This window comes from Variovorax sp. F042, assembly GCF_057814215.1.
In genome coordinates this window covers 29363-55853 of record NZ_JBVASX010000009.1, presented here as the reverse complement: position 1 = coordinate 55853, position 26491 = coordinate 29363, and the positions used below count along the sequence as shown (strand labels likewise).

At 67.7% G+C, this 26491-nt stretch carries 23 protein-coding genes; 11 read left to right on the top strand and 12 right to left on the bottom strand.

The features are described from left to right. Positions 1–29 precede the first annotated feature (29 nt). Entirely contained in the window at positions 30–3305 is a 3276-nt protein-coding gene (locus ACZYSP_RS24260; RefSeq protein ID WP_489017054.1) for an efflux RND transporter permease subunit, read from the top strand. A gap of 13 nt (positions 3306–3318) precedes the next feature. Continuing rightward, the gene (locus tag ACZYSP_RS24255; protein ID WP_489017052.1) at positions 3319–4821 is read left to right on the top strand and encodes an efflux transporter outer membrane subunit; all 1503 of its coding nucleotides are present in this window, start codon (positions 3319–3321) and stop codon (positions 4819–4821) included. Positions 4822–4878: 57 nt separating this feature from the next. Here ACZYSP_RS24255 and ACZYSP_RS24250 read toward each other — a convergent pair whose 3' ends face one another. Both ACZYSP_RS24250 and ACZYSP_RS24245 read right to left on the bottom strand, forming a co-directional pair. Continuing rightward, positions 4879–5244 carry an SPW repeat protein gene (locus ACZYSP_RS24250; RefSeq protein ID WP_093059100.1) on the bottom strand — a complete coding sequence of 122 codons (366 nt, stop codon included), beginning with the start codon at positions 5242–5244 and terminating at the stop codon, positions 4879–4881. A gap of 78 nt (positions 5245–5322) precedes the next feature. Beyond that, entirely contained in the window at positions 5323–6324 is a 1002-nt protein-coding gene (locus ACZYSP_RS24245; protein ID WP_489017050.1) for a phosphotransferase enzyme family protein, read from the bottom strand. 82 nt (positions 6325–6406) lie between these two features. On the opposite strand from ACZYSP_RS24245, the gene ACZYSP_RS24240 reads away from it, so the two are divergent. Continuing rightward, on the top strand, positions 6407–7204 hold the full coding sequence (locus ACZYSP_RS24240) for an alpha/beta hydrolase (RefSeq protein WP_489017048.1): 798 nt from the start codon (positions 6407–6409) through the stop codon (positions 7202–7204). Positions 7205–7442: 238 nt separating this feature from the next. Further along, positions 7443–8138: a GntR family transcriptional regulator gene (locus tag ACZYSP_RS24235; protein ID WP_177192905.1), complete on the top strand. Its 696-nt coding sequence runs from the start codon at positions 7443–7445 to the stop codon at positions 8136–8138. A gap of 10 nt (positions 8139–8148) precedes the next feature. Here the strand turns inward: ACZYSP_RS24235 and ACZYSP_RS24230 are convergent, their stop codons facing one another. Further along, positions 8149–9018, bottom strand: coding sequence for a MurR/RpiR family transcriptional regulator (locus tag ACZYSP_RS24230; RefSeq protein WP_489017045.1), 870 nt, complete (start codon positions 9016–9018; stop codon positions 8149–8151). A 137-nt stretch (positions 9019–9155) separates the two neighbouring features. Between ACZYSP_RS24230 and ACZYSP_RS24225 the strand changes: the two genes are divergently transcribed. Genes ACZYSP_RS24225 through ACZYSP_RS24215 form a run of 3 tightly spaced genes read left to right on the top strand, consistent with a single transcriptional unit; the run spans position 9156 to position 12126 of the window. After that, the gene (locus tag ACZYSP_RS24225) at positions 9156–10490 is read left to right on the top strand and encodes an aspartate aminotransferase family protein (RefSeq protein WP_489017043.1); all 1335 of its coding nucleotides are present in this window, start codon (positions 9156–9158) and stop codon (positions 10488–10490) included. Positions 10491–10545: 55 nt separating this feature from the next. Next, a complete protein-coding gene (locus ACZYSP_RS24220; protein ID WP_093082453.1) occupies positions 10546–11457 on the top strand; it encodes a transporter substrate-binding domain-containing protein in 912 nt (303 codons plus the stop codon). Positions 11458–11481: 24 nt separating this feature from the next. Next, on the top strand, positions 11482–12126 hold the full coding sequence (locus ACZYSP_RS24215) for an aspartate/glutamate racemase family protein (protein ID WP_489017040.1): 645 nt from the start codon (positions 11482–11484) through the stop codon (positions 12124–12126). Here ACZYSP_RS24215 and ACZYSP_RS24210 read toward each other — a convergent pair. Next, positions 12120–13004, bottom strand: coding sequence for a hypothetical protein (locus ACZYSP_RS24210; RefSeq protein WP_489017038.1), 885 nt, complete (start codon positions 13002–13004; stop codon positions 12120–12122). The genes ACZYSP_RS24215 and ACZYSP_RS24210 overlap by 7 nt on opposite strands. 148 nt (positions 13005–13152) lie before the next feature. On the opposite strand from ACZYSP_RS24210, the gene ACZYSP_RS24205 reads away from it, so the two are divergent. Continuing rightward, a complete protein-coding gene (locus ACZYSP_RS24205) occupies positions 13153–13980 on the top strand; it encodes an undecaprenyl-diphosphate phosphatase (protein WP_093059047.1) in 828 nt (275 codons plus the stop codon). Positions 13981–13995: 15 nt separating this feature from the next. Here ACZYSP_RS24205 and ACZYSP_RS24200 read toward each other — a convergent pair whose 3' ends face one another. Next, positions 13996–14802 (bottom strand): IclR family transcriptional regulator, encoded by an 807-nt coding sequence (locus tag ACZYSP_RS24200; RefSeq protein WP_489017036.1) that lies wholly within the window; start codon positions 14800–14802, stop codon positions 13996–13998. 113 nt (positions 14803–14915) lie between these two features. On the opposite strand from ACZYSP_RS24200, the gene ACZYSP_RS24195 reads away from it, so the two are divergent. Both ACZYSP_RS24195 and ACZYSP_RS24190 read left to right on the top strand, forming a co-directional pair. After that, entirely contained in the window at positions 14916–15875 is a 960-nt protein-coding gene (locus ACZYSP_RS24195) for a Bug family tripartite tricarboxylate transporter substrate binding protein (RefSeq protein WP_093082375.1), read from the top strand. A gap of 10 nt (positions 15876–15885) precedes the next feature. Then, on the top strand, positions 15886–18234 hold the full coding sequence (locus ACZYSP_RS24190; protein WP_489017033.1) for a cytochrome P450/oxidoreductase: 2349 nt from the start codon (positions 15886–15888) through the stop codon (positions 18232–18234). Here the strand turns inward: ACZYSP_RS24190 and ACZYSP_RS24185 are convergent, their stop codons facing one another. From ACZYSP_RS24185 to ACZYSP_RS24160, 6 genes are all read right to left on the bottom strand, one after another. After that, a complete protein-coding gene (locus tag ACZYSP_RS24185; protein ID WP_489017031.1) occupies positions 18235–20142 on the bottom strand; it encodes a sensor histidine kinase in 1908 nt (635 codons plus the stop codon). Next, positions 20052–20768, bottom strand: coding sequence for a response regulator transcription factor (locus ACZYSP_RS24180; RefSeq protein WP_489017029.1), 717 nt, complete (start codon positions 20766–20768; stop codon positions 20052–20054). The genes ACZYSP_RS24185 and ACZYSP_RS24180 overlap by 91 nt, the downstream gene beginning before the upstream one ends. A 47-nt stretch (positions 20769–20815) precedes the next feature. Then, complete coding sequence (locus tag ACZYSP_RS24175) at positions 20816–21436, bottom strand: GNAT family N-acetyltransferase (protein WP_489017027.1); 621 nt, start codon at positions 21434–21436, stop codon at positions 20816–20818. 51 nt (positions 21437–21487) lie between these two features. Then, positions 21488–22288 (bottom strand): SDR family NAD(P)-dependent oxidoreductase, encoded by an 801-nt coding sequence (locus ACZYSP_RS24170; protein ID WP_489017025.1) that lies wholly within the window; start codon positions 22286–22288, stop codon positions 21488–21490. A gap of 103 nt (positions 22289–22391) precedes the next feature. Further along, positions 22392–22772 carry a YciI family protein gene (locus ACZYSP_RS24165; RefSeq protein ID WP_093177748.1) on the bottom strand — a complete coding sequence of 127 codons (381 nt, stop codon included), beginning with the start codon at positions 22770–22772 and terminating at the stop codon, positions 22392–22394. A 44-nt stretch (positions 22773–22816) separates the two neighbouring features. Beyond that, positions 22817–24064 carry an RNA polymerase sigma factor gene (locus ACZYSP_RS24160; protein WP_489017023.1) on the bottom strand — a complete coding sequence of 416 codons (1248 nt, stop codon included), beginning with the start codon at positions 24062–24064 and terminating at the stop codon, positions 22817–22819. A 127-nt stretch (positions 24065–24191) separates the two neighbouring features. On the opposite strand from ACZYSP_RS24160, the gene ACZYSP_RS24155 reads away from it, so the two are divergent. Continuing rightward, on the top strand, positions 24192–25664 hold the full coding sequence (locus tag ACZYSP_RS24155; RefSeq protein WP_489017021.1) for an amidase: 1473 nt from the start codon (positions 24192–24194) through the stop codon (positions 25662–25664). A gap of 12 nt (positions 25665–25676) precedes the next feature. On the opposite strand, the gene ACZYSP_RS24150 is transcribed toward ACZYSP_RS24155, so the two are convergent. After that, entirely contained in the window at positions 25677–26489 is an 813-nt protein-coding gene (locus tag ACZYSP_RS24150) for an alpha/beta fold hydrolase (RefSeq protein WP_354337544.1), read from the bottom strand. Positions 26490–26491 lie beyond the last annotated feature (2 nt).

Sequence of the window (26491 nt, the reverse complement as noted above, 5' to 3'; positions counted from 1 at the left end):
GGCCTCCGCCCTCCGCAAGGAGAGCCGCGATGAATCTCTCATTGCCTTTCGTCCGCCGCCCTATAGGCACAGTCCTGCTAACCATCGGTGTAGCACTGGCAGGCATTGCAGCATTCTTTGTGCTGCCAGTTTCGCCACTCCCCCAGGTCGACTACCCAGTAATCTCAGTACGCGCATCGATCCCGGGCGCGAGCCCTGAAACGATGGCAACCAGCGTAGCAACCCCGCTGGAGCGCCACCTGGGCACCATCGCAGGCGTCAACGAAATGACGTCCACCAGCTCGGTAGGCTCCGCCCGAGTCACCCTGCAATTCGACCTGAGCCGCAACATCGACGGCGCCGCCAGAGAAGTGCAGGCCGCCATCAACGCCAGCCGCGTCGATCTGCCCGCCACACTGAGAAGCAACCCGACCTACCGCAAGGCCAACCCCGCCGCCTCGCCGGTCATTATCCTGGCCCTCACGTCCAAGACCAAGACCCCGGGCCAGATCTACGACGCAGTCTCGAACATCGTCAGCCAGCGCCTGTCCCAGGTAGATGGCGTGGGCGACGTCGAAATCGGCGGTGGCTCGCTCCCGGCCGTGCGCATCGAACTGCTGCCGTTCGCGCTCAGCCGCTACGGCATCAGCACCGAAGACGTGCGCGCCGCCATCCAGGCCTCCAACGCCAACCGCCCCAAGGGCATGGTCCAGGGCGAGGGCCGCAAGCTGCAGATCTACACGCAGACACCGGCCCTGCGCGCCAGCGACTACGCACCGATGGTCATCGCCTGGCGCAACGGCGCGGCCGTGCGGCTGCAGGACGTGGCCGAGGTGGTCGACGGCGTGGAAGACACGCGCACGCTCGGCCTGTTCAACGGCGAGCCCGCGATCATCGTGCTGATCACGCGGCAGCCCTCGGCCAACATCATCGAGACCGTCGACAGCGTGCGCGCGCTGCTGCCCGAGCTGCAGGCTCAGCTGCCGCCCGACGTCACGCTGCAGGTGGCGTCGGACAGCACCAACTCCATCCGCGGCTCGCTGCGCGAGGTCGAGCTCACGCTGGTCATCTCGGTCATCCTGGTGGTGCTGGTGGTCAGCCTGTTCCTGCGCAGTGTGCGCGCGACCATCGTGCCTGCAGTGGCCACGGTGGCGGCGCTGCTGGGCACTTTCGGGGTCATGTACCTGCTGGGCTTCAGCCTGAACAACCTGAGCCTGATGGCGCTCACGGTGGCCACCGGCTTCGTGGTGGACGACGCGATCGTGGTGCTCGAAAACACCAGCCGGCACATCGAGTCGGGCATGACGCGCATGAAGGCGGCGCTGCTGGGCGCGAAGGAAGTGGGCTTCACCGTGCTGTCGATCAGCGTGTCGCTGGTGGCGGTGTTCATTCCGCTGCTGTTCATGGGCGGGCAGGTCGGCCGGCTGTTCCGCGAGTTCGCGGTAACGCTGTCGGCGGCGGTGATGATCTCGCTCGTCATCTCGCTGACCACCACGCCCATGATGTGCGCGTGGCTGCTCAAGCCCGGTGGCGAGCACGACAAGAGCAAGCCGCAGGGCCGCTTCGGTCGCATGGCTGCAAGCAGTTACGACTGGGTGCTCAAGCGCTACGAGACCAGCCTCGACTGGGCGCTCGACAGCAAGGCGCTGGTCATGCTGATCCTGGTGGCGGTGGTCGGGCTCAATGTGTATCTCTTCAGCGCCGCACCCAAGGGCTTCTTCCCGCAGCAGGACAGCGGGCAGCTCAACGGCGGCCTGCGCGCGGACCAGAGCATTTCGTCGCAGGCGCTGGCCGCCAAGCTGCGGCAGGTGGTCGACATCATCCGCAAGGACGAGGCGGTCGACACCGTGGTCGGCTTCACCGGCGCGGGCCGGGCAGGGGGCGGCTTCATGTTCGTCAACCTGAAGCCGGCCAACCAGCGCAAGGACAGCGGCCTGGCCGTGATCGCGCGGCTGCGGCCACAGCTCAACGAGGTGACCGGCCTGCGCGTGTTCCTGGGAACGGTGCAGGACGTGCGCTCGGGCGGCCGCGCCAGCAATTCCACCTACCAGTACACGCTCAAGAGCGATTCCCTTGCCGATCTGCGCACCTGGGCCCTGAAGCTGTCCGACGAGCTGAAGATGCAGCCGGTGCTGACCGACATCGACACCGACCAGGACGAGAACGGCGTGGAGACGGTGGCCAAGGTCGACCCCGACAGCGCACGCCGGCTGGGCCTTACTTCCACAGCCGTCGACAACGCGCTCTACAACGCCTTCGGGCAGCGGCAGGTGGCGACCATCTACACCGAGCTGAACCAGTACCACGTGGTGATGGAGTGGGCGCCGCGCTACTCGCGCAGTCCCAATGCCTTGAGCGACGTGTACGTGCCGGCCACCAAGACGACGGTGGTGGCGGGCCAGACCGTGACCACGCAGGTGGCGGCGAGCACCACGACGTCGACGAGTTCAAGTTCGTCGTCGTCCTCGAGCACGGCCAGCAGCAGCACCTCCGTGCCGGTGTCGGCCAACGCGGGCCTGCGCAGCGCATCGACCGGCAACGTGCTGAGCAACACGGCCACTGCGCTCGTGCCGCTGTCGGCGGTGGCGAAGTTCGAAGAGCAATCGGTCGCCACCTCGGTGAGCCATGAAGATGGCGAACTGGCGACCACCATCTCGTTCAACCTCGCCGAAGGCGCGAACCTCGGCGATGCGCGCGAGGCCATTGCCAAGGCCGAGGCCAACATCGCGATGCCCACCAACGTGCGCGGCGCCTTCGCCGGCACTGCGGCCAGCGCGCAGCAGTCGCAGGGCCAGCAGGCCATCTTGATCTTGGCCGCGCTGATCGTGATCTACATCGTGCTGGGCATCCTGTACGAGAGCCTGGTGCATCCGATCACCGTGCTGTCGACGCTGCCGTCGGCTGGCGTGGGCGCGGTGCTGGCGCTGCTGATGTTCCGCATGGAGTTCTCGATCATTGCGCTGATCGGCGTGTTCCTGCTGATCGGCATCGTGAAGAAGAACGCCATTCTGATCATCGACTTCGCGCTGGAGGCCGAGCGCTCGCGCGGGCTCTCGCCGCTGGAGGCGGTGCGCGAGGCCTGCCTGCTGCGCTTCCGCCCGATCCTGATGACCACGCTGGCGGCCGCACTGGGCGCGCTGCCGCTGGCCATCGGCTTCGGGGAGGGGGCCGAGCTGCGCCGGCCGCTGGGCGTGGCCATCATCGGCGGGCTGATCGCCAGCCAGCTGCTGACCCTGCTGACGACGCCGGTCGTCTATCTGCTGCTCGACAAATTGCGCCGCCGCGGCAAGAACGAACACGAACTGAGCCGGGTCGCGCCAGCTTGAGAACAACACCGCCATGAACGCACTGCTTTCCTTTTCCTCCTTCCGCGCGAGCCGCTTCCCGCTCTCGGCACTCGCTCTGGCTGCTGTGCTCGCCGGCTGCTCCGTCGGCCCGCGCTACGAACAGCCGACCACCGCAGCTTCCGTCAACTGGAAGGAGCAGAGGACCGCCGAAGGCTGGCTGCCCGCCGCGCCGGCCGATGCGCTCGACCGCGGCGAATGGTGGAAGCTGTTCGGCGATGCCACGCTCGACGAACTGGCGGGCCGCGTGCAGGTGTCGAACCAGAACATCGCCGCGGCGGTGGCCAACTACTCGCAGGCCCAGGCGCTGGTGCGCGGCGAGCGGGCGGCGCTGTTCCCGTCGGTGTCGCTGGACGGCAGCGGCAAGCGCTCCGGCACGGTGGGCGGCAGCAGCACGTCGAGTCCGTCGAATGCCTTCTCGGCCACGCTGGGCGCCAGCTGGACGCCGGATGTGTGGGGCCGCTTGCGCGAAGCCGTGAGCAGCGCCCAGGCCAATGCCCAGGCGAGCGAGGCCGACTTGGCCGCGGCGCGCCTGTCGGCCATCGGCGACTTGGCCACCAACTACTTTTCGCTGCGCGAGGCCGACACGGAGATCGTGCTGCTCGACGAAACCATCCAGGGCTACCAGCGCGCCTTCGAGATCACGAGCAACCGCTATCAGGCCGGCATTGCCGCGCAGACCGATGTGCTGCAGGCGCAGACGCAGCTTGTCAACGCCAAGGCCGAGCGCGTGGGCCTGCAGCGCACGCGCGCCACCTACGAGCACGCGATTGCCGCGTTGCTGGGCGTGGCGCCGGCCGACTTCAGCCTGCCGGCCGCGCAATGGACGCCCGTGGTGCCCGGCGTGCCGCTCGGCGTGCCCTCGACGCTGCTGCAGCGCCGACCCGACATCGCGGCCGCCGAGCGCAGCGTGGCGGCGGCCAATTCGCAGATCGGCATTGCGCGCGCAGCCTACTTTCCGAACATCGGCCTCACGGCCTCGGTCGGCAGCAGCGCCAGCCGCGTGAAGGACCTGTTCAGCTCGGCCAACTCGCTGTGGTCGCTGGGCTTCTCGGTGGCGCAGGTGGTGTTCGATGCGGGCGCCATCGCGGCCAACGTCGATTCGGCCAAGGCCTCCTACGAGTCGAGCGTGGCGCGCTATCGGCAGACCGTGCTCACGGCTTTCCAGGCCGTGGAAGACCAGCTCACCGCGAGCGCGACGCTCGCCGAGCAGGAGGGCTTCCGCCGCGAGGCCTCGGCTGCGGCCGACAAGACCGAGCAGCAGTTGCTGAACCGCTATCGCGCCGCGCAGGTGAGCTACACCGACGTGGTCACCGCACAGGCCGCCGCGCTGAGCGCGCGGCGCACGCTTGTGCAGCTGCAGGTCAGTCGCCAGACCACGGCCATCGCGCTGATCCAGGCGATGGGCGGGGGCTGGCAGGCTGGGTGGATGGGCGATGGCAACAACGCCAAAGCGGACGCGGCAGCACCGCAACCCGCCGCTTCGCGCACGCAGTAAGCGGCTGATCGATATGAAGGACGGGCACTGGGCCCATCCTCAGGCCCGGCGCTCAGGTCAATGCGCCGGACGGTCGCTGATGTTGCCCAGATAGTCCTTGTCGGTCACCAGCACCCAGAGCGCCAGCACGAGGATCACCGCGGCGACGAGCACCGCATTGACCATCGCCGTCTCGACGCCACGGAAGCCGACCACCCAGGGCGATATCGCGAGCCAGGCCGCCAGCGCGACCTCGGTCCATTCTTCCCACTGTCGGGGCACGAAGGTCGCACCGAGCGCCACCGCGCCGAGCACGATGCCGGTCGCCACCATCGTCCACATGGCGGGCGTCAAGTCCGAAAAGCCCAGGACCCAGGGCGAGACGATCAGCCAGGCGCCGGCGACGGCGTTGACGGGGTCTTGCCAATGCTTCACTTGCTTCATGGTCATTACCTCCTGTCGCGACAAGGCGCCGCGACAAGCGGTTTGACTTGCGCTGGCAGGGGAGGGTTCCGGGCCCTACTAGAGTGGCAACTCCAATGTTTCCCACTTGCGCAGCATGGTCACCTGCCGGCGGAGATAGTCGGTCGGTATGGTCTGGGAGCCCCAGACAGGAACCCGTCCTGCGCACTCTCCCAGCAGCCAGATCTGCCGCACCGCCATGAAGCGTGCGACGGCGGCGAGGTCGGCATCGGCGACAGGCCGGGCCTCGCGATAGGCGGATATGAAGTTCCGCCACTGCCCCGTTGCCTTGTCGCTCAGTACGCCATCGGGCGTGCGCGGATGCAGGCTCCACGGATAGACCGCCAGTTCATAGGCCAGGTAGCCGGGGCCTGCCTCGTCGAAGTCGAAGAACACCGCCTCGTGCTGCTCCTGCGCACCGCGCACGATGAAGTTGTTGCTGCCGTGCGCGTCGCCGTGGCACAGCACGCGGCTGAGCTCGCCCAATGCCAGGACGTCGCTGTGCAGCCGCTGGCCCAGCCTCTCGAATTGCGGGCGCAACTCGGCGGTCATGGTCGGAGCGTGCAGCAGGCCTTGCAGGGGGCGCAGCAGCAGGTAGTCCAGGTCCAGGTGATAGCTGCTGGCCGGCCCCTGGTAGCTTTCGCCAGCGATGTGCAAGGCGGCCAGTCCGTGCGCAAAGGCTCCGATGTCATCGGCCGAATCGCCGGTGAACTCTCCGTCCAGATACTCGAACAGCATCAGCGCCCGGGAGCCCTCTGGTAGCGACACGTGGATGGCGACTTCACCGTCCGCGGTGGGCAGGCAACGGGATACGGGGCATCCGGCCTGCGCCCAATGCTGCAGCGCGGCTGATTCGAACAGCATGTTGGGGCCGCCTCGGGGCCGCTCGGCGCAGAGCCGCGCCACGGCACGTCGCCCGCTGGCAAAGCTCAGCCGATAGACTTGATTGAAGCTGCGCCGCAGGAACTCGCTCTCGACCACTTCGCCCAGGCCGTAGTGCACCTGAACGAGCTTCGCAATGCTTGCCGCCGTCGGCGTGGATTGCGCGATTTCCAGATTCATCTGGCGTCCCTAGGGAAAAAGGGCGCGATTATGCAGGTCGGCCGGCAAACGGACTCAAAGCTGTACCCCCAGGAGATCGTCGATGCGCAACATTGCCAGGTACTGGATCGCGGGCTTTCTCTTCCTGATTGCGCTGGTTTTGCCAGCCCAGGCGCAGACCACGCAGAAGGTGGTCGACATTCCCACCCGGCCAGGCGTAACGCAGCGGATGCTCGTGCTGTCGCCGCCAGCGACAAGGGCTGCCGTGATCCTGCTCGCAGGCGGGCACGGCGGGCTGCAGATCTTTCCCAATGGCTCGTTCAACTGGGGCGCCGGGAATTTTCTCGTTCGCACGCGGCAGCTGTTTGCGGACCAAGGGCTCATGGTCGCCGTCGTCGATGCTCCGTCCGACCGACTGAGTCCACCCTACCTCAGCGGTTTTCGCCAGAAGCCGGAGCATGCGGCCGACCTCAAGGCGGTCATTGCGTGGATGCGAGAGCAATCCAGGGTGCCTGTGTGGCTTGTGGGCACCAGCCGGGGTACGCAGTCCGCGGCATACGTCGCGACCGAGCTCGCGGGCCCTGAAGGGCCGGACGGCATCGTGCTGAGCTCGACCATCCTCACCGACGACCGGGGACGGCCCGTTCCGGCAATGCCGCTGGAAAAGATCCGGGTTCCCGTTCTCGTCGTCCATCACGAGCAGGATGGTTGCGCGCTCTGCGCGTTTGCCAACGTGCCCGTCCTCATGGGAAAGCTCGAGAACTCGCCGAGGAAGGCGCTGCTGAGCTTCAAGGGCGGGGAGAACAGGGGCGACCCGTGCGAGGCCATGGCGTATCACGGCTTCAACGGGCTCGATCGCGAGGTTGTTCCGCAGATCGCCGACTGGATCATTGCCAGATAGGCAGGCTGTCCGGAAGGGCTACCGGGGGCGGGTTAACGCGTACAGCTGAAGAGAAGTTTACAAAAGTTAATAAATTTGAAGTAATCATCGAAAAAGTCCCGGAATAAAATTTTTACGGAAATCGGGGATATGAAGCTTTTGTACGCGGCCGTACCATCCGCGCGACCCGCTTCCGGCGCCCCCTAGTTCCCGACTTTCGATGACCCCCCCAGACCCCTCTCGGACACGAGCGTTGTCCGTGGCCGACACGCTGCGCAATCGCATCTTCGATGGTGTGATTGCCCCTGGCTCCCATTTGATGGAGATCTCGCTCGCCAACGAGCTTGGCGTGTCGCGCACTCCTGTGCGCGGCGCCATGGCGCGGCTGGCCGACGAGGGGCTGCTGTTGTATCTGCCCAACAAGGGCTTCCAGGTGCGCCGCTTCAACGCCAAGGACGTGTTCGACGCCTTCAGCGTGCGTGCCACGCTGGAGGGCATGTGCTGCCGCCTGATCAGCGAGCGCGGTCTCGAAGGCGGAGCCCTGGCGCAACTGACGGCCATGCTCGACGAGCAGTACGAAGTGCTGCACGGCAGGGGCGAATGGACTGACGTCCGGGCCGAGTGCTGGCAGGACCTGAACCAGGCCTTTCACCGCAAGCTGCTGACACTGGCGGACAACCGCTGGCTGACCGAGGCGGTGCAGCGAGCCAGCCAGTTGCCGATCATCTTCGACAGCAAGCTGCGTCCGCACAACCGCGATGCGTCCATGCAGCTGTACCGCCACGAGCAGGCTCTGCAGGCGCTGGAAGAGCACTGCCGCATCGTCGAAGCGCTGGGCCGGCAGGAAGCCTCCGGCGCCGAAACCGCCATGCGCGACCACATCATCGCCAACCGCGACCTGCTGGTGCTTCACCTGAGCCAGCAGGCCGCCGGCCGCACCCGGGCGCTGATCTGAGCTCCTGGCCCTAGCCGCCGCGCGCCGCCGGCGGCGTGAGGTAGGCCCCCGATTCGAACAGCTGCGCCTCCGCCTGGTCGATGCGCCGGATCACCGGCTTGCCCGCGCGACTGGCCAGCAACTCGACCAGCGCTTCCGTCACCGCCACCCCGGCCGCCACCGACGGAAAGAACGAGGGGCTATTGATCGTGAAGAGCAGCGTCTCGTCCGCCAGCAGCGACAGCGGCGAGGTCACGCTGTCGGTAATGGCGACGATGCGGCAACCCGCCGCCTTGGCCGCCTGCGCCACCTGCAGCGCCTCGCGCGAGTAGGGCACGAAGCTCGCCACCACCAGCGCGTCGCCCTTGGCGAAGGCTCGTTGCTGCATTTCCAGCGAGCCGCCCTGGCCGTCGACAAGGTGCACGCTGGCGCGGAAGAGCCGGTACACGTAGACGAATGAAAAGGCGATCGGAAAGCACGCCCTGAATCCCGCGGCGTGCACTGCCGGGGCCTTCTCGATCAGCGCGCAGGCCTTTTGCAGCGCCTGCTCGCTCTGCTGGTGCGTGGCTTCGAGATTGCGGCGCTGCACCTCGAACATTTCGCCGGTCAGCGTCTGGTCCTTGGCGCGGCCGACGAGCTGCTTGGCGCGACCGCCGTAGGTTTCGGCGGAGCCCAGGCCCATGTCGGCGGCGAAGGCTTCCTTGAGCTGCGGCCAGCCTTCGAAGCCCAGATGCTGCGCGAAACGCACGAGGGTGGCGGGCGTGCTCTGCGAGCGCGTGCCGACGTTGCGCATCGAGCCCGTGACCACCTCGTTCGGATGGTCGAGCACGTAGCGCGCCACCTGCTGCAGGGCGGGGCTCAGTTCGTTGAAACGCTGGCGGATCTGCTCTCGGGCGCCCATGGCGGTGTCTCTCTTCGGCTGTCGTTGGAACAAATGTACCGGAGGGGTCGAATGGCGGCAGTTGACGGAACAAATGTTTCAAACAATAATCCAGCGGAAACGTTAGTTCCAACCTTCGAATCCAGTTGCCAGCTCCCATGACGCACGTCTTCCACCGCCACCTTCGCCAGACCCCGCCCGTTGCCGCCGGCTCCCACGGCATGTTCATCCGCGACGCCGAAGGCCGCGAATACCTCGACGCCTCTGGCGGTGCGGCGGTGTCGTCGCTCGGCCATGCGCACCCCGAGGTGCTGGCCGCCATGCACGCGCAGATCGACAAGCTCGCCTATGCGCACACCAGCTTCTTCACGAGCGAAGTGGCCGAGCAACTGGCCGACGAAATGATCAGCTCCGCTCCCGAGGGCATGAGCCACGTCTACCTAGTGAGCGGTGGCTCGGAAGCGGTGGAGTCGGCGCTGAAGATGGCGCGCCAATACTTCGTCGAAATCGGCCAGCCGCAGCGCACGCACTTCATTGCGCGCCGCCAGAGCTACCACGGCAACACGCTGGGCGCGCTGGCCGTGGGCGGCAACGCATGGCGTCGCGAGCCCTTCGCACCCATCCTCGTGCCGGCCACGCACGTGTCGCCTTGCTACCCGTACCGCGAGCAACGCGATGACGAAAGCGCCGGGCAGTACGGCCTGCGCCTGGCGGCAGAGCTCGAAGCGGCCATCCTCGCGCAGGGCGCCGATCGCGTGATCGCCTTCGTGGCAGAGACCGTTGGCGGCGCCACGGCCGGCGTGCTCACGCCGGTGCCGGGTTACTTCAAGGCGGTGCGCGCGGTGTGCGACAAATACGGCGTGCTGCTGATCCTCGACGAGGTGATGTGCGGCATGGGCCGCACCGGCTCGCTGCACGCTTGCGAGCAAGAGGGCGTGGTGCCCGATCTCATGACCGTCGCCAAGGGCCTGGGCGGCGGCTACCAGCCGGTAGGCGCTGTGCTGGCGCAGCGCCGCATCGTCGAGGCCATGTCCAGCGGCAGTGGCTTCTTCCAGCACGGCCACACCTACCTCGGCCACCCGATGGCCTGCGCTGCTGCGCTCGCAGTGCAGCGGGTGATCCGGCGCGACGGGCTGGTCGCCAAGGTGCGCGAAGACGGCGTTGCCTTCGGCGCGATGCTGGCCGAGGCGCTGGGCGCGCACCCGCACGTGGGTGACATCCGCGGCCGCGGCTTCTTCTGGGGTATCGAGCTGGTGGCCGACCGCGCGAGCAAGACGCCCTTCGATCCGGCGCTGAAGGTCAACGCCACCGTCAAGAAGGACGCCATGGCGCGCGGCCTGCTGTGCTACCCCTTCGGCGGCACGGTCGATGGCCGGCTGGGCGACCACGTGCTGCTCGCGCCGCCCTTCATCGCCACGCGGCAAGACCTGCAGGAGATCGCCGCGCGGCTCGCGGCCTCCATCGATGCGGTCACACGCGCCGCCGCGCGCTGAGCGCTACCACTTTCCCATCCGCTTTTTCTTCAACCATCGTTCCGAGGAGCGTTCCATGCCCAAGCTTCGTCTGCCGTTTCCCTTTGGTGCCGCGCTCGCGGTGATTTTTGCGGCCTTCATGCCGCTCACGGCCGCGCAGGCCCAGGAGAGCGACACGCTCGCCAAGATCAAGGCCAGCGGCGCCATCACCTTCGGCTACCGGGAGTCGTCCTTCGGCTTTTCGTACCTCGACGGCAACCTCAAGCCCGTGGGCTACAGCATCGAGATCTGCAACCGCATCGTCGAGGCGGTGAAGAGCGAGCTGAAGATGCCGGCCATCGAGATCAAGTACCAGGCCGTCACCTCTGCCAATCGCATTCCGCTGGTGCAGAACGGCACGGTCGACATCGAATGCGGCTCCACCACCAACCTGGTCGAGCGGCAGAAGCAGGTGGCGTTCTCGCCCGACATCTTTCGCTACAACGTGCGCATGCTGGTGAAGGCCGATTCGGGCATCAAGAGCATTGCCGACCTGCAGGGCAAGACGGTGGCCACCACCAGCGGCACCACCTCGTTCCGCCTGCTGCGCGAGGCCGACCGCGGCCGCAGCCTCGAAGTGAACAACCTCGCGGGCAAGGATCACAGCGACTCGTTCCTGCTGGTGGAAAGCGGCCGCGCCCAGGCCTTCGTGCTCGACGACATCCTGCTGGCCGGGCAGATCGCGAATGCGCGCAACCCGAAGGACTTCATCATCACCGGCGAGAGCCTGCGCACCGAGAACCAGTCGCTGATGTTCCGCAAGGACGACCCGGCCTTCAAGGCGCTGGTCGACCGCGTGGTGTCGGGCATGATGAAGTCGGGCGAGATGGAAAAGCTCTATGCCAAGTGGTTCATGTCGCCGATTCCGCCGAAGGGCATCAACATCAACTACCCGCTGAATGCCGAGACGAAGGAAGCGTTCGCCAATCCTTCTTCGAAGGGCATCTGAGCTTTTGAAGAGCCTCTGAATTCCATGACCCGCATTGCCCTGATCCACGCGCTCTCGCACTCCGTCGCGCCCATCAATGAAGCCTTCGCGCGCGACTGGCCCGAGGCCGTGCGCATGAACCTGCTCGACGACAGCCTCTCGGCCGACCTGGCGCGCAACGGCAAGGGGCTCGACGCCGCGATGCACGAGCGCTTCCAGCGCCTGGCGCAGTACGCGGTCGATACGGGCGCGCAGGGCATTCTCTTCACCTGCTCGGCCTTCGGGCCGTGCATCGAGGCGGTGGCGCGGCGGCACGCCGGCATTCCGGTGCTCAAGCCCAACGAGGCCATGATCGACGAGACGGCGCAAGGGCAGGGGCGGCTCGGGTTGATCGCGACCTTTGCGCCCACGCTGGCCTCGATGCCGCCGGAGTTTCCGCAAGGCACAGCACTCGAAACCGCGCTGGCCGAGGGTGCACTCGACGCCCTGAATGCCGGCGATGTGCAGCGACACGATGCCTTGATCGCCGCGCAGGCTGTGGCGCTGCGAGAGCGCGGCTGCACGCGCATTGCACTGGCGCAGTTCAGCATGGCCAGGGCACGCGCTGCCTGCGAGGCCGCCAGCGGCCTGCCGGTGCTGACCACGGTCGACAGCGCGGTGCGCGCGCTGCGCCGGTGCACGGCTCAGTAGCGTGAACGCGAGCCTTCGATGACCGAGAACAGCGCCGTGATCGCGATCTGGGCCGCGTCGCTGCGCCCCAGGTTGCGGGTAAGGCCGGTTTCGCGATCAGTCGCCTCCAGCCCCTGCGATAGGCGCCGGTAGATGTCCGCCGAGGGCATGCTCGCCGAGGTGCCCAGCGCGTCGCAATAGGTGTCGGTGAGAACGCCCGCGAGCTGTTCGCTCTGCGCGTTCGACAGCTTCATCGGGTCGCCCGCGAACATGGCGGCGATGCAGTGCATCAGGTAGGCCTGTGTTTCGAGCGAGAACGACTGTTGCCGCACGTAGCATTCCACGGCCGCCCAGAAGAGCGGCTCCGAAGTGCGGCGCCAGGCCTCCAGCACCTTGCGCGCCTTGGCCACCAGGTCCGCGTGCGTGTCGCCGGGCTCGGTGGGGCGCAGCGCCAGGCCCTGCAGGGTGAGTGCGGCTTCGGAACCGGACGCGCCGAGGATGAAGCTCCAGAACTTCCAGCGGGCGTACCACTTCTTGTCGTGCGCCGGGTCGAGCGGCTCGAGCAGCCAGAAATCGATGCTCTGCGCGGCATCGCCGTGCTGTTCGGCCAGGTGGCCGTCGCCGAGGTCGAGTGCCTGCATGCCCGACTGCATGCGGTCGGCCGCGATGTGGCCCTGCGCGACGATGCCGGCGCTCGAGCCCGAGCGGTCGATGTCGAGCAGCCGCTGCATCAGCTGCTGCAGTTCGTGGGCCGACGCGCCGGTGGCCTCGGTAACGCGCCGCATCGAGGCGCACTGCTCGCGCTCGAGGTCCTGTGCATTCTTGCGACGGTCTTCGCCGTGGTCGTCGACGGTCGAGTTATGTTCTTCGTGCCCGTTGGCGGGCATTGGCGTTCGCATTTGGCGCAAGCTCCTTCGGACATCACACATGCCCGGTAATGCACTACTTTGTGTTAACGCACTGCATCTGAACATCACCGGAACTGGGGATCCTGAATTCCTCCTGACCGACCCATCGTGATAATGGCTGCTCTTAAAAGGAGTACGCGTGGATATTGTTTTGCTGGCCAAGGCCGCCGTCATGGGCATCGTCGAGGGGCTGACCGAATTCCTTCCGATCTCATCGACCGGCCATCTGATTCTTGCGGGCTCGCTGCTCGGCGGCTTCGGCGACAACCGGGGCAAGGTTTTCGAGATCGCCATCCAGACCGGCGCGATCTTCGCGGTGATCCTGGTCTATTGGCAGAAGATCAAATCGACCGTCGTCGCATTGCCGCGGCAACCGAAGGCACAGCGACTGGCGCTGAACATCTTCATCGGCTTTCTTCCCGCGGTGGTGCTGGGCCTGCTGTTCGGCAAGGTCATCAAGGAGCACCTGTTCATTCCGACCGTGGTGGCAAGCACCTTCATCATCGGCGGCTTCATCATCTTGTGGGCAGAGAAGCGGCCGCCGGGCTCGGTGCGCGTCGAGCACGTGGACGACCTGACGCCGTGGGATGCGCTGAAGGTCGGCCTGGTGCAATGCTTCGCGATGATCCCGGGCACGAGCCGCAGCGGCTCGACCATCATCGGCGGCATGCTGCTGGGCCTGTCGCGCCAGGCGGCGACCGATTTCTCGTTCTTCCTCGCTATTCCTACGCTGATCGGCGCAGGGCTCTACAGCATCTACAAGGAGCGCGCGGCGCTGTCGATGGCCGACATCCCGCTGTTCGCCGTGGGGCTGGTGTTCTCGTTCATCAGTGCCTGGCTGTGCGTGCGCTGGCTGCTGAAGTTCATCAGCACCCACAACTTCATTCCGTTCGCCTGGTACCGCATTGCCTTTGGCATCCTGGTGCTGGCCACGGCGTGGACCGGCACGGTGGTCTGGGCCGATTGATTCGGCTCTGAAGCTTCAGGCTGCGGCGCCCAGCAGGGCGCTGGCGGCCCGGGCCTCCTGCCGCACCGCCGTGGCAATGGGCCCGTCGATGGCCGGATCGAAGCCCCCCGTGGCGCCCAGTGCGGTGATCACGGCGCACACCCGGCCCGCATAGTCGTACACCGGCGCCGCCACGGCGCTGATGCCACGCAGGTAGGTGTCTTTCACGCTGGCGCAGTGCGCCTGCCGCACCTCGCGGCGCAGATGCCCGATCGGGTCTTTCGCGTCGAGCTGCGCCCGCATCTCCGGCGTGGCTTCGCCCAGCTCCTGCTCGGCCAGCGCCAGCACGCGCGATTCGTCGAGCAGCCCCAGGAAGGCGCGGCCGGTGGCCGACCACAGCATCGACATCACCGAGCCGGCGCGCACGTTCACCGTCACCGGCAGGCCCGGCTCCTCGAAACGCACGATGGTCGGGCCCTTGTTGCCCATGACCGCGACGAAGCACGTCACCTCCAGCGACTCGCGCAGGCGGATCAGGCAGGGCTCGGCCGCGCGGATCGGGTCGGCCTGCCGCATCGCGGCCAGCCCGATCTGGATCGCTTCGGTGCCCAGGTAGTAGTGCTGCGAGGCCGTGTCCTGCAGCACGAGGCCCGCTTCCATCAGGCTGGCGAGGTAGCGGTGCACCTTGGCCGGGCTCTCGGCGACGTGCGCCGACAACGCCGTGAGGCTGCTGCGGCCGCCCAGGTGCGCCAGCCCCTTGAGCACGGCCATGCCGGTTTCGGCGGATTGCACGCGCTGACGGCGCTCGCGGGCAGGGGAGCTGGGTTCCGGGGATGAGGTCATGTCGCCTTCATGTTATGTGCTCGGTCCGCATGGCCGGGTAAACCCGCGATTTTGTGATTACGCTATGCGTATGATAATTACGCAATACACAATATCCAATCCGGAGACACCCCATGAAGAAGTGCATTGCCGTGATCCTTTCGCTGGCAGCTGCTGCCAGCGCAAACGCCCAGACATTTCCCGCCAAGCCGATCCGCTGGATCGTTCCGTACGCGGCCGGCGGCGGTTCCGACTTTCTCGCGCGCACGGTCGCCCAGACGCTGTCCACCCAGGTCGCGCAGCCGGTGCTGGTGGACAACAAGCCCGGCGGCAACACCGCGCTGGCCGCCGCCGAAACCGCGCGTGCCCCGGCCGACGGCTACACCATCCTCTCGGCCGACAACGGCACGCTGGTCTTCAACCCCGCGCTCTACAAGTCGCTGAGCTACAGCCCGACGAAAGACCTCGCGCCCGTCACGCTGATGGGCAAGTTCCCGATGATCCTGGTGGTCGGCGCGAACTCGGGCTTCGCCTCGGCCAAGGACTTCATCGCCCAGGCCAGGGCCAAGCCCGGCGGCATCAACTACGCCTCGGCCGGCGCGGGCAGCCCGCACCACCTCGCGATGGAGCTGCTGAAGGTGGAAGCGAAGCTCTTCATGGTCCATGTGCCGTACCGCGGCGCGGCGCCTGCGCTGGCCGACGTGGTCGGCGGACAACTGCCGGCCATGATGGTCGACCTGGCCGCGGGCTCCGGCTTCATCAAGGGCGGCAAGGTGCGCGCGCTGGCCGTGGCCAACCCCACGCGCCTGCCGCAGTTGCCCGACGTGCCCACCTTCGCCGAGCTCGGCTACAAGAACGTCGAGGCTGCCGCGCTGGTCGGCGTGGTGGTGCCCTCGGCCACGTCGCCGGAGGTAGTGAACACGCTCAACCGCCAGATCGTCGCAGCGATCAACGAGCCTTCGGTGCGCACGCGCATGGTCGACTTCGGCGTGGAGCCGGTGGGCAACACGCCAGCCCAGTACACCGAGCTGCTGAAGAACGAAACCGTGCGCTGGCACAAGCTGATCCGCGACCTGAAGATCACCCTCGACTGAGTCTGCCGCCATGCCCGACACCGCCTTGCCATCGCGTACTTCCGGCTGCCCCGTCGCGCACGGGCCGCTGTCTTCCGAGCGCACGCCCACCGGCTGCCCCGTGAGCCAGCGCGCCGCCGGCTTCGACCCCTTCGAAGACGGCTACCAGCAGGACCCGCCCGAGTACGTGCGCTGGGCGCGCGAGCAGGAGCCCATCTTCTACAGCCCCAAGCTGGGCTACTGGGTGCTCACGCGCTATGCGGACATCAAGGCGGTGTTCCGCGACAACATCACTTTCAGCCCGTCGAATGCGCTGGAAAAGATCACGCCCACCGGCGAGGAAGCCAACGCGGTGCTGGCCTCATACGGCTTCGCGCTGAACCGCACGCTGGTCAATGAAGACGAGCCCGCCCACATGCCGCGCCGCCGCGCGCTGATGGACCCGTTCACGCCCGAGGCGCTGAAGCACCACGAGCCGATGGTGCGCGAGCTGGCGCGCGCGTATGTCGACCGCTTCATCGACGACGGCAAGGCCGACCTCGTCGACCAGATGCTGTGGGAAATTCCGCTCACCGTGGCGCTGCACTTCCTTGGCGTGCCCGAGGAAGACATGGACACGCTGCGCAAATACTCCATCGCGCACACCGTCAACACCTGGGGCCGCCCGAAGCCCGAGGAGCAGGTGGCCGTGGCGCACGCGGTCGGCAACTTCTGGCAGTACGCCGGCAAGGTGCTCGAGAAGATGCGGCAAGACCCCGACGCACCCGGCTGGATGCAGTACGGCATCCGCAAGCAGATGCTGCACCCCGAGGTGGTGACCGACTCGTACCTGCACTCGATGATGATGGCCGGCATCGTGGCCGCGCACGAGACCACCGCCAACGCCACGGCCAACGCGATGAAGCTGCTGCTGCAGCACCCCGACGTGTGGCGCGAGCTGTGCGAAGACCCGGGGCTCATTCCCAACGCGGTGGAAGAGTGCCTGCGCCACAACGGCTCGGTGGCCGCATGGCGCCGGCTCGTCACGAAAGACACGCAGATCGACGGCGTCGACCTGCCGGCGGGCTCGCGCCTGCTGATCGTTACCTCGTCGGCCAACCACGACGAAGGGCACTTCGCCGATGCCGACCTGTTCGACATCCGCCGCGACAACGCCAGCGACCATCTGACCTTCGGCTACGGCTCGCACCAGTGCATGGGCAAGAACCTGGCGCGCATGGAAATGCAGATCTTCCTGGAGGAGTTCACGCGCCGGCTGCCGCACATGCGGCTGTCGGAGCAGCGCTTCAGCTACGTGCCGAACACTTCGTTCCGTGGGCCCGAGCACCTGTGGGTGGAATGGGACCCGGCGGCCAACCCCGAGCGCGCGAACAAGGGCCTGCGCGATGTGCAGGTGCCCGTGCGCATCGGCGAACCTTCGGCGCATTCGATCGCGAGGCCCGTGGTGGTCGAGCGCGTGACGCCGGTGGCCGACGGCATCGTCAAGCTGCGCCTCGTCTCGCCCGACGGCAAGGCGCTGCCGCGCTGGACGCCTGGCTCGCACATCGACGTCGAATGCGGCACGCCCGAGCTGTCGCGCCAGTACTCGCTGTGCGGCGACCCCGACGAGGCGGGCGTGCTGGAAATCGCCGTGCTGCACGAGCCCGATGGGCGCGGAGGCTCGGCATGGATGCATGCGAACGTGAAGCCGGGCGACCGGCTGCGCATTCGCGGTCCGCGCAACCACTTTCGCCTCGACGAGTCGCTGAAGAAGGCGATCTTCATTGCCGGCGGCATCGGCATCACGCCGGTCAGCGCGATGGCGCGGCGCGCGAAGGCGCTGGGCATGGACTACGAACTGCACTACAGCGGCCGCAGCCGTGCGAGCATGGCCTTCGTCGACGAGCTGGCCGCGCTGCATGGCGAACGCCTGCACGTGCACGCTGCCGACGAAGGGCGCCGCAACGATCTGCAGGCCTTGCTCGCGCAACCCGTGCCCGGCGCACAGGTCTATGCCTGCGGCCCGCTGCGAATGCTCGAAGCGCTGGAAAGCTGCTGCGCCGCGTGGCCCGAAGGCGCGCTGCGTGTGGAGCATTTCGAGTCGACGCTCGCCACGCTCGATCCGTCGAAGGAGCACGCCTTCGAGGTCGAGCTGAAGGACTCCGGCCTCGTCCTCACCGTGCCGCCCGACCAGACCCTGCTGACCGCGCTGCGCGCCGCGAACGTCGACGTGCAGAGCGATTGCGAAGAAGGCCTGTGTGGCTCGTGCGAAGTGCGCGTGCTCTCCGGCAAGGTCGATCACCGCGACGTGGTGCTCACGCGTACGGAGCGCGACGCCAACACGAAGATGATGGCCTGCTGCTCGCGTGCCTGCGAAGGGCGCCTGGTGCTCGAACTCTAGTCATCTCGCGAGTGGCATTCGCAGTGCAACCTGCGTCTCGCCGGGGCGCGACTGCAACTGCAGCTCGGCGCCGAGGCGGCGCGCCCGCGTGCGCAGGCTGCGCAACCCTGCGCCGCCGGCTTCGCCAGTGCCTTCGACCGCAAAGCCGCGCCCGTCATCGCGCACGCTGAGCCGGAGCTCGGCGCCCGCGCGCGCCACGGTCACGTCCACGCGCCGGCTCGCGCTGTGCTTGAGCACATTGGTCAGCGCCTCCTGCAGGAAGCGCATCAGGTCGAGGCTCTGCGAAGGCGGCAGTTCGAGCGTGTCGATGCCCGACACCTGCCAGCGGCAGTCGATGCCGTTGGCGTCGAGCAGCTGCGCGCTGCGGTGGCGCAGCGGCGCCAGCAGCTCGCCCAGCGCGCGGACGCCGTCGTCGCGGCCGGTGGCGTCGATGATCAGCCGCAGGTCGTCGCGCAGGCGCTTGAGCATGGCGAGCAGCTCGGGCGCGCTGAGGTTCTCGGGCGTGCGCTCCAGCGTGGCGATGCTGCCCACCAGCATGCCGCCGAGGCCGTCGTGCAGGTCGCTCACCAGGTTCACGCGTTCGCCGATGCGCGCATGCGTCAGCTCCAGCGCGTGCTGCTGCGCCAGCGTGGCGGCGAGGTCGGCCTTGGCCGCGTTCACTTCCTCGATCAGCTCGGTGTTGAAGTTCTCGATGCGCTTGAGGCTCTTCACGAACTGCGCGGCCAGCGTCAGCGCCATGCCCAGCAGCAGGATGTACGAAGACATCGTCGTGTAGTAGGTGTTGCTGTCGATCACCTGCGTGAACACCAGCAGGTCGTGCGCGTCCGTCAGCGCCGACACCGCCATGAACGGCGCGAGCGAGCGCATCGGGCTGTTTCGGTGGCGCAGGGCGTGGGCGATCGAGGTGCCGTTCACCGCGATGACGGTGAAGCCGCCCACCAGCGTCCAGATGGCGCGGTGCGCGATCAGGTCTGCGTGGGGCGCCAGCCACAGGTCGAGCACGCCGATCACCGCAACCAGCAGCGCCGCGCCCTCCAGCCGGGGCATGCGCCGCCCGCAGAAGCGCAGCGCGAAGACGACGTAGGAAACGCCGAAGACCAGCAGCGTCGAGATGTTCAGCGCCTGCCAGCTGTGGTTGCTGGCAAAAGGCCAGGGGCTGGTCGCGATCTGGTTGTAGCCGAACAGCAGCCACAGCACGGACATCAGCGCGAACCATCCGTAGGCCGTCTCGCGCCGACGCAGCAGCCACAGGGCGGCGAAGAAGGCCGAGGCCGCCGCGCTCACCGCGAGGCCCAGTACCTGCAGGTCGCGGCGCACGAGGCGCTCCTGCTCGAACTCTGCCTGCATCGCGGCCGGCGTGCCCAGGCTCACCGGCCCCAGCCCCGCCTGATAGGCGAACAGGCCCGATACGCGCACCAGCAGCGTGTTGGTGCCGGGCCTGAGCAGCGGCGGCGCCAGCAGCCAGTGGCGCGGTGTGTTCCAGGCGCGCGTGAGCGGCTCGACCAGGCTGTCGTCGCGCGAAATCGGCGTGCCGTTGAGCGACACCTCGCCGGCCATGTTGAGGTAGTGCAGCAGCAGGCCGGTTTCGCGCACCTGCTCGGGCTGCTCCCAGCTAAGGCGGTACCAGACCACGCCGTCGAAGCCGGGCCAGCGCGTGGCCCAGCTGTCGGGCAGGGTGACGGGTGCCCAGCCTTCAGCGGGCGGGGCCGTGTCGTTCCAGCCGGTGCCGCGCACGGCTTCGACGTGCAGCGCGGGCGCGGCGGTTGCCTGGGCGAAGGCCGGGCTGGCCGCAAGAAGCAGGAGGAGCAGTGCGCCCGTCAGCGCAGCAAGCCATGCCTTCGCGCCTGAAAGACGGCTTCGGTGCGCGAATTGACGGCCAGCTTGCGGTAGATGTTCTTGGTGTGGCATTCCACGGTCAGTCTGGAGATCGACAGCGACTCGGCCATGTCGCGATTGCTCAGGCCTTGCGACACGAGCTCGAGGATCTTGCGCTCGCGGCGCGTCAGCGGGGCCAGTCCATCGGCGGCGGGTGCGGCGCCGGAGGCTTGCACCTGCGCGTCGGCCGTCGGCTGGTGCGTTGCGAGCCACGCGAGGATGTGGCGCGCGATGCTGGGGTCGATGGGCGCACCGCCCTGTTCGATGCTGCGCAGCGCAATGCCGAGTTCGACGTCGTCACGCTCTTTCAGCAGATAGCCGATGGCGCCCGCGCGCAGTGCCGCGAAGATGATTTCCTCGGTGCGCCAGGCCGATATCACCACCGCCGGAATGCCCGGGTGGTGCGCCTGCAGCCAGCCGATGAGCTCCACGCCGCTGCCGTCGGGCAGGCCGATGTCCACCAGCACCACGCCGTAGCCATGCTCGCCGAGCAGTTGCTGCGCCCCGGCGACGCTGTCGGTCACCGCAATGCGCTCCTCGTTGCAGCCGAGCGTGGAGAGCACGTAGCGCAGGCGTGCCTGCATGGCGGGGTCGTCCTCGACGATGAGGGCGGGGCTCAGCGAGACGGGTTCGGCGTCTTCGATCGGGAGAGGGGACATGCGGCGGATTCTTCGGCCAGCGCGGCGCGACGGGTAACGGTATTTGCTTATTTTCCGTGGTTGTTGCGAAGTATGTCCGCGGCGGGCCGGCACATGATCGCGTACGCCGAGTTCGTGACCGGCTCCAGGTGTTCCGCCGCGCTGCGAAAGCCCAGCCGCTCGTAGAACGCCACGCTGCGCGGCGTGAAGGTTTCCAGGAAGCACGGCGCGCCTGCCGCGTCGGCTTCGACCAGCGTTGGCGCCAGCAGCTGCGCACCCAGCCCGCGCCCCTGTGCGGCGGGCGAGATGCCGAGGATCGACAGGTACCAGGCCCCCGCCGGCACCACGGCCGGCGCACATGCAGCCATGAATTCGACGATGCGGTGGTAGTTGTCGTAGCCGCGCGGGCCCAGTGTGCTCGCGAGGAATTCGTTCTTTGCCGCCGACTCGGCTGCGTCGACGTCATTCGTGCGCGGCAGCAGCCAGGCCGCCGCGCCGAGCTTGCCGTCTTCCGTCGCCAGGAAGCGCCCGGTTCGCGCGGCCTCGCCCAGCGAGTAGGCGAAGTACCTGGCGAGCACCGCCTTGCGGGTCGGCATGTCGTGCCCGAAGTCGACGGAGATTGCGAGATAGAACGGATCGACGATGAGTGCGTCGGCCAATGCGGGCGCTGACGGGAGTTCGAGAGACATGCGGAGGTCGGTGAGGTTCAGGATGACCTGCGCGATTCTAGGGAGCCGCCCTCAGTCCAGCGTGATGCCGCCGCTGAGGTTCAGCACCGCGCCTGTCATCGCGCCAGCGCCTTCCGATGCGGCGAACAGCGCGGCGGCCGCCATCTGGTCGAGCGAGGGAAGCCGCTTCACGAGGAGGCCGGGTGGCTTGTCCGCGAGCATCTGCTCGACCGTGATCCCCATGCTCTCCGCGGCCGGGCGGAACACTTCGTAGGAATGCGAGCCGCCGAACGCCGCTTCGGGAATGGCGTGCGAGCGGATGCACACCGTGCGGATGTTGAAGGCTGCCAGTTCGCCGGCCATGTGGCGCGACAACGCCTCCACGCCCGCGCAGGCCACCGCGTGGCCCAGATAGCCCGGGCCGGGCAGGCGCGAAGCCGGTGTCGACACTGAAAGGATTACGCCGCCGCGCTTTGCCATGTGCGGCGCGACGGCCTTGGCCGTGAGAAAGGGGCTGCGGGTGTAGGCGTGCACGGGCACGAAGAAGTCTTCCAGCGACAGCGCCGACAGCGGCGTGCCCTGCACGTGCAGGATGCCGATGGCGTTGAGCGCAATGTCGATGCCGCCGGCGCGTTCGGCCACCTCGCCGGCGTGGCGGACCATGGCCTGCTCGTCGAGCGCGTCGACCACCGCCGCCTCGGCGCGGCCGCCCTCGGTCACGATGGCCTGCACCGCCGCATCGAGCCTGGCGCGGTTGCGCCCCGTGATGAACACCCGGGCGCCTTCGCGGGCAAAAGCGCGGGCCACCGCGCCGCCGATGGCGCCGCTGCCGCCATGAATCACCAAGCACCGGTCCTTGAATGTGTGGGACATCGTCTTCTCCTTGGGTTGCCGCCCGCGACATGCGGGCGTTCCAGCCAAGGACGGACGGCGGCGGCGCGATCCGACAACGCTGCCGAAAAAATCTTCCGTCGCTTCAGACCTGCGGAATCCTCGCCGGAATCACGCCCGGGTCGTACCAGGTGATCGGCCTGATCTCGAACACGCCGGTCTCGAAGGCCAGCCGGTGCGCGGCATGCGTGGCCTCCTCGACGGTTTCGCACTCCACGATGTAGATGCCCATCAGCTGTTCCTTTGTCTCGGCAAAGGGGCCGTCGGTGACCAGCGGGTGCATGTCGCCCGCGCGGCGCACCGTGGTGGCCACGTTCGGCATCAGCCGCAGTACCGTGCCGAGCCGGCCTTGTGCCTGCAGGTCGTCGCGCAGGTCGGTGTGGCGATCGAGCATCTCCTCTTCGACGCCGGGCTCCCAGGCGGCCACCGCGGATTCGGAACCGTAGATGAGGATGGAATAGAGCATGGTCTTCCTTTTTCTGGCTGTGGTTCGTGGTTCGGGAGGATCGATCAGTGCGGCGCGCTGAGGCGGTCGAGCATCGTTCGGATGTGCGCCGCTTCCGCCGCCGTGCGGGCCAGGCCGAGGGCGCGCGCGAAGGCGGCATGGGCTTCCTCGTCTTGGCCGAGCTGCATCAGCAGCGTGCCCTGCAGGCCGTGGAAGTGGAAGTAGTCGGCCAGTGCACCGGCCAGCGGTTTCGTCAGCGCCAGTGCCACCTGCGGCCCGTGCAGCTTGTGCACGGCCACTGCGCGGTTCAGCGTGACGACCGGCGAGGGCTGAAGGGTTTCGAGCGCTACGTAGAGACGGTCGATCTCGGCCCAGTTCGTGTCTTCGGCGCGCGCGGCCTGCGCGTGGGTGGCTGCGATGGCCGCCTGCAGCTGGTAGGGGCCGGGCCGGCGTTGCCGCAGCGCGCCTTCGACCAGCGCAAGGCCCTCGCCGATCAGCGTGCGGTTCCAGCGCGCGCGGTCCTGGTCTTCGAGCAGCACGAGCATGCCGCCGGCATCGAGCCGCGCATCGGCGCGCGCATGCTGCAGCAGGAGCAGGGCGGCAAGGCCCATCAGCTCGGGCTCGTCGGGAAAGATCGCGAGCAGCAGCCGCGCGAGGCGTATCGCCTCTTCGCACAACGCTGCGCGCACGTGCTCGGTGCCGCCGCTGGCCGAGTAGCCTTCGTTGAACAGCAGGTAGACCGTGGTGCACACGGCGGCCAGCCGCTCGTCGCGCTCGCGTCGGCCCGGCGTGTCGAAGGGAATGCCGGCCGACGCCACGCGCTTCTTGGCGCGCGTGATGCGCTGCTCCATCGCGCTTTCGCCGACGAGGAAGGCACGCGCGATCTCCTGCACCGACAGGCCCGAGACGATGCGCAGCGCCAGCGCGATCTGCTGCGTGAGCGGCAGCTCGGGGTGGCAGCAGACGAACAGCAGGCGCAGCACGTCGTCGCGGTAGTGGGCGTGGTCAAGCTGCTCGACGAGCCGGGCCTCGGTGTCTTCGAGATCGGAGATGAGTGTGTCGTCCTCGGGCAGCGCGTCGTGCCGGTTGCGCCGGCGCACCTCGTCGAGCGCCGCATTGCGCCCGACGAAGATCAGCCAGGCCAGCGGGTCGCTGGGAGGGCCGCTTGCGGGCCAGTGCTGCAGGGCGCGCAGGCTGGCTTCCTGGAAGGCTTCCTCGGCCGTGTCCAGCTCGCGGAAGTAGCGCAGCAGCGCCGCCACCGCGCGCGGGCGCGAGGCGGTCAGCGTGGTGGCGATCCTGGCGGTGTCGGTCATGCGATGCGCTCGTTGTCCCTCGTTCCTGCTCACCCAAGGACGAGCGAGTATGCGTCGCGCCGACACGCTCGGCAAAATCGGGCGCTCAGTCCTTGAAACGAAATCTCGAAAGAATGGAGCACCGCGGATGACGCTGGCAATGAGCTGGAACGAATGGGCCGATCACGACGGCATCGGGTTGGCGGAACGGGTCCGCAAGGGCGACGTGACGGCGGCGGAGCTGGCGGCCCAGGCCGCGGCGGGCATCGCGAAGCTCAACCCGCAACTCGATGCGGTGGTCGAGGTGTTCGACGACGTGGTGGCCGATCCGCTGAAGGACGGCATGAACCCCGATGGCGTGTTCGCGGGCCTGCCCTACCTGATGAAGGATCTCGGGCCGACGCTGAAGGGCCGGCTGCAGGAATTCGGCTCGATGATGATGCAGGGCCATCGCCCGGCGGCCGACAGCTTTCTTACGCAGCAGCTACGCAAGGCGGGCCTCAACATCGTGGGCCGCAGCACGACGCCGGAGTTCGGCGTGTGCAGCTCGGCGGAGAACGCGCTGCACACCACGCGCAACCCCTGGGATCTGGAATACACCACCTGCGGCTCGTCGGCCGGTACGGCCGCCGCCGTTGCCGCCGGTGTGCTGCCGCTCTCGCATGCCACCGACGGCGGCGGCTCCATCCGCATTCCGGCGGGCGTGAACGGCAACATCGGCCTGAAGGTGTCGCGTGGCGTGTTCTCGCTGGCGCCCGGCCTGTCGGACCTCTCGGGGTTGGTGTCGATCCAGGGCTGCCACAGCCGCACGGTGCGCGACACGGCGGCCTTCGTCGACCACTGCCGCGGCGGCGCGCCCGGCGAGTTCATGCCCTTCTGGTCGCCGGCAGCGCCGTACAGCGAACTCATCCGGTGCGACCCGGGCCGCCTGCGCATCGCGCTGTCGCACGAGTGGGGCGACTTTCGCGCCACGCCGCATTTCGTGGCCGAGCTGGAGCGTGTCGGCAAGTTTCTCGAGGGGCTAGGCCATCACGTCGAATGGGTGCTGCCCGAGGTCGATTTCAAAGCCGCCTTTGCCGCGCAGACCACCTGCTACATCAGCAACTTCGCGCAGGTCATCGACGGCCACCTGCACCGGCTTGGGCTGGAGCGCCCGCCGGCCGAGCTGCTGGAGCCGATCAACATCAAGATCTGGGAAGCCGGGCTGCACACCTCGTACACCGAGCGCTCGAAGATGCAGGCGGTGTTCAACACCACCTCGCGCGCCTTCGGCGATTTCTTCCAGCGCTGGGACGTCATCCTGACGCCGATCACCGCGCTGCCTACGCCCAAGGTCGGCACCAGCGAGTACCTGACGACGAGCACGAACCCGTCCGTCTACGACTGGTTTGCCAACCTCTGGAAGAACTTCGCGTACACGCCGCTGGCCAATCTGTGCGGCATGCCGGGCATCTCGCTGCCGATGGCCTCGCAGGAAAACGGCATGCCGCTGGGCATCCAGGCACAGGCGGCGCAGGCGAACGACGGGCTGCTGCTGCAGCTGGCTGCGCAGATCGAGCGGGCGCTCGACGGCAAGTGGAATGCGGGCCGGCGGCCCGGGGTGCACGTCACCCAGGGGTGACGGCGCGGTCGCTCAGAGCAGGTTGCGCAGCGCGGCCTCGATGGCCGCGGCTGTTGCCAGCGGCTTTTCCATCGGGAACAGGTGCGTGCCGTCCATCATGGCGATGCGGCCCTTGGTGACCTGCTCGGTCATCGCCATGCCCACCCGCTTCATCTCGGCCGACTGGCGCCCGCCGATGAAGGCGGCCTTGCACTTGAGCGGGTGCGCGCGCAGAAGCGCGCCGAGGTTGTGGGGCAGGGTGTTGTAGATGGCGGTTTCGACGTCGCGGTCGAAGCTCAGTGAACGGCCGTCCTCGCCAGCCTTGTCGGCATCGAAGGTGCCGTGGTCGATGTAGTCGTGCAGCACCTGCTCATCCCACTTCGCGAACGCCTTCTTGCTGCGGAAATGCTCGAACACCGCCTCGCGATGCTCCCAGCTGTTCTTGCGCTTGCGGCTGATGGCGCCGGGCGAAATGCTCTTCATGAGCGGCGTGCGCTTGACCACGTTGAGCGTGTTCGCGCGCCAGCCGCCGAGGATGGGCGAGTCGATCAGCACCACGCCGCGCGCCAACTCCGGGTGCAGCGCCGCGCACATCAGGCTCAGGAATCCGCCAAGCGAATGGCCGATCAGGAACACCGGTCCGCCCGCGCGGTCGGCACGCAGCTTTGCAAAGTCGGCCAGCTGCTGCACCAGGTGCGGCCAGTTGTCGGTGACGGGGTACTTCGGGTCGTGCCCGAATTTCTCGATGGCATCGACCTCGAAGCCGCGGTTGCGCAGGCTGTCGAGGACGACGCGGTAGGTGCTCGCGGGAAAGCTGTTGCCGTGCGAGAAGACGACCGGGGGCACGG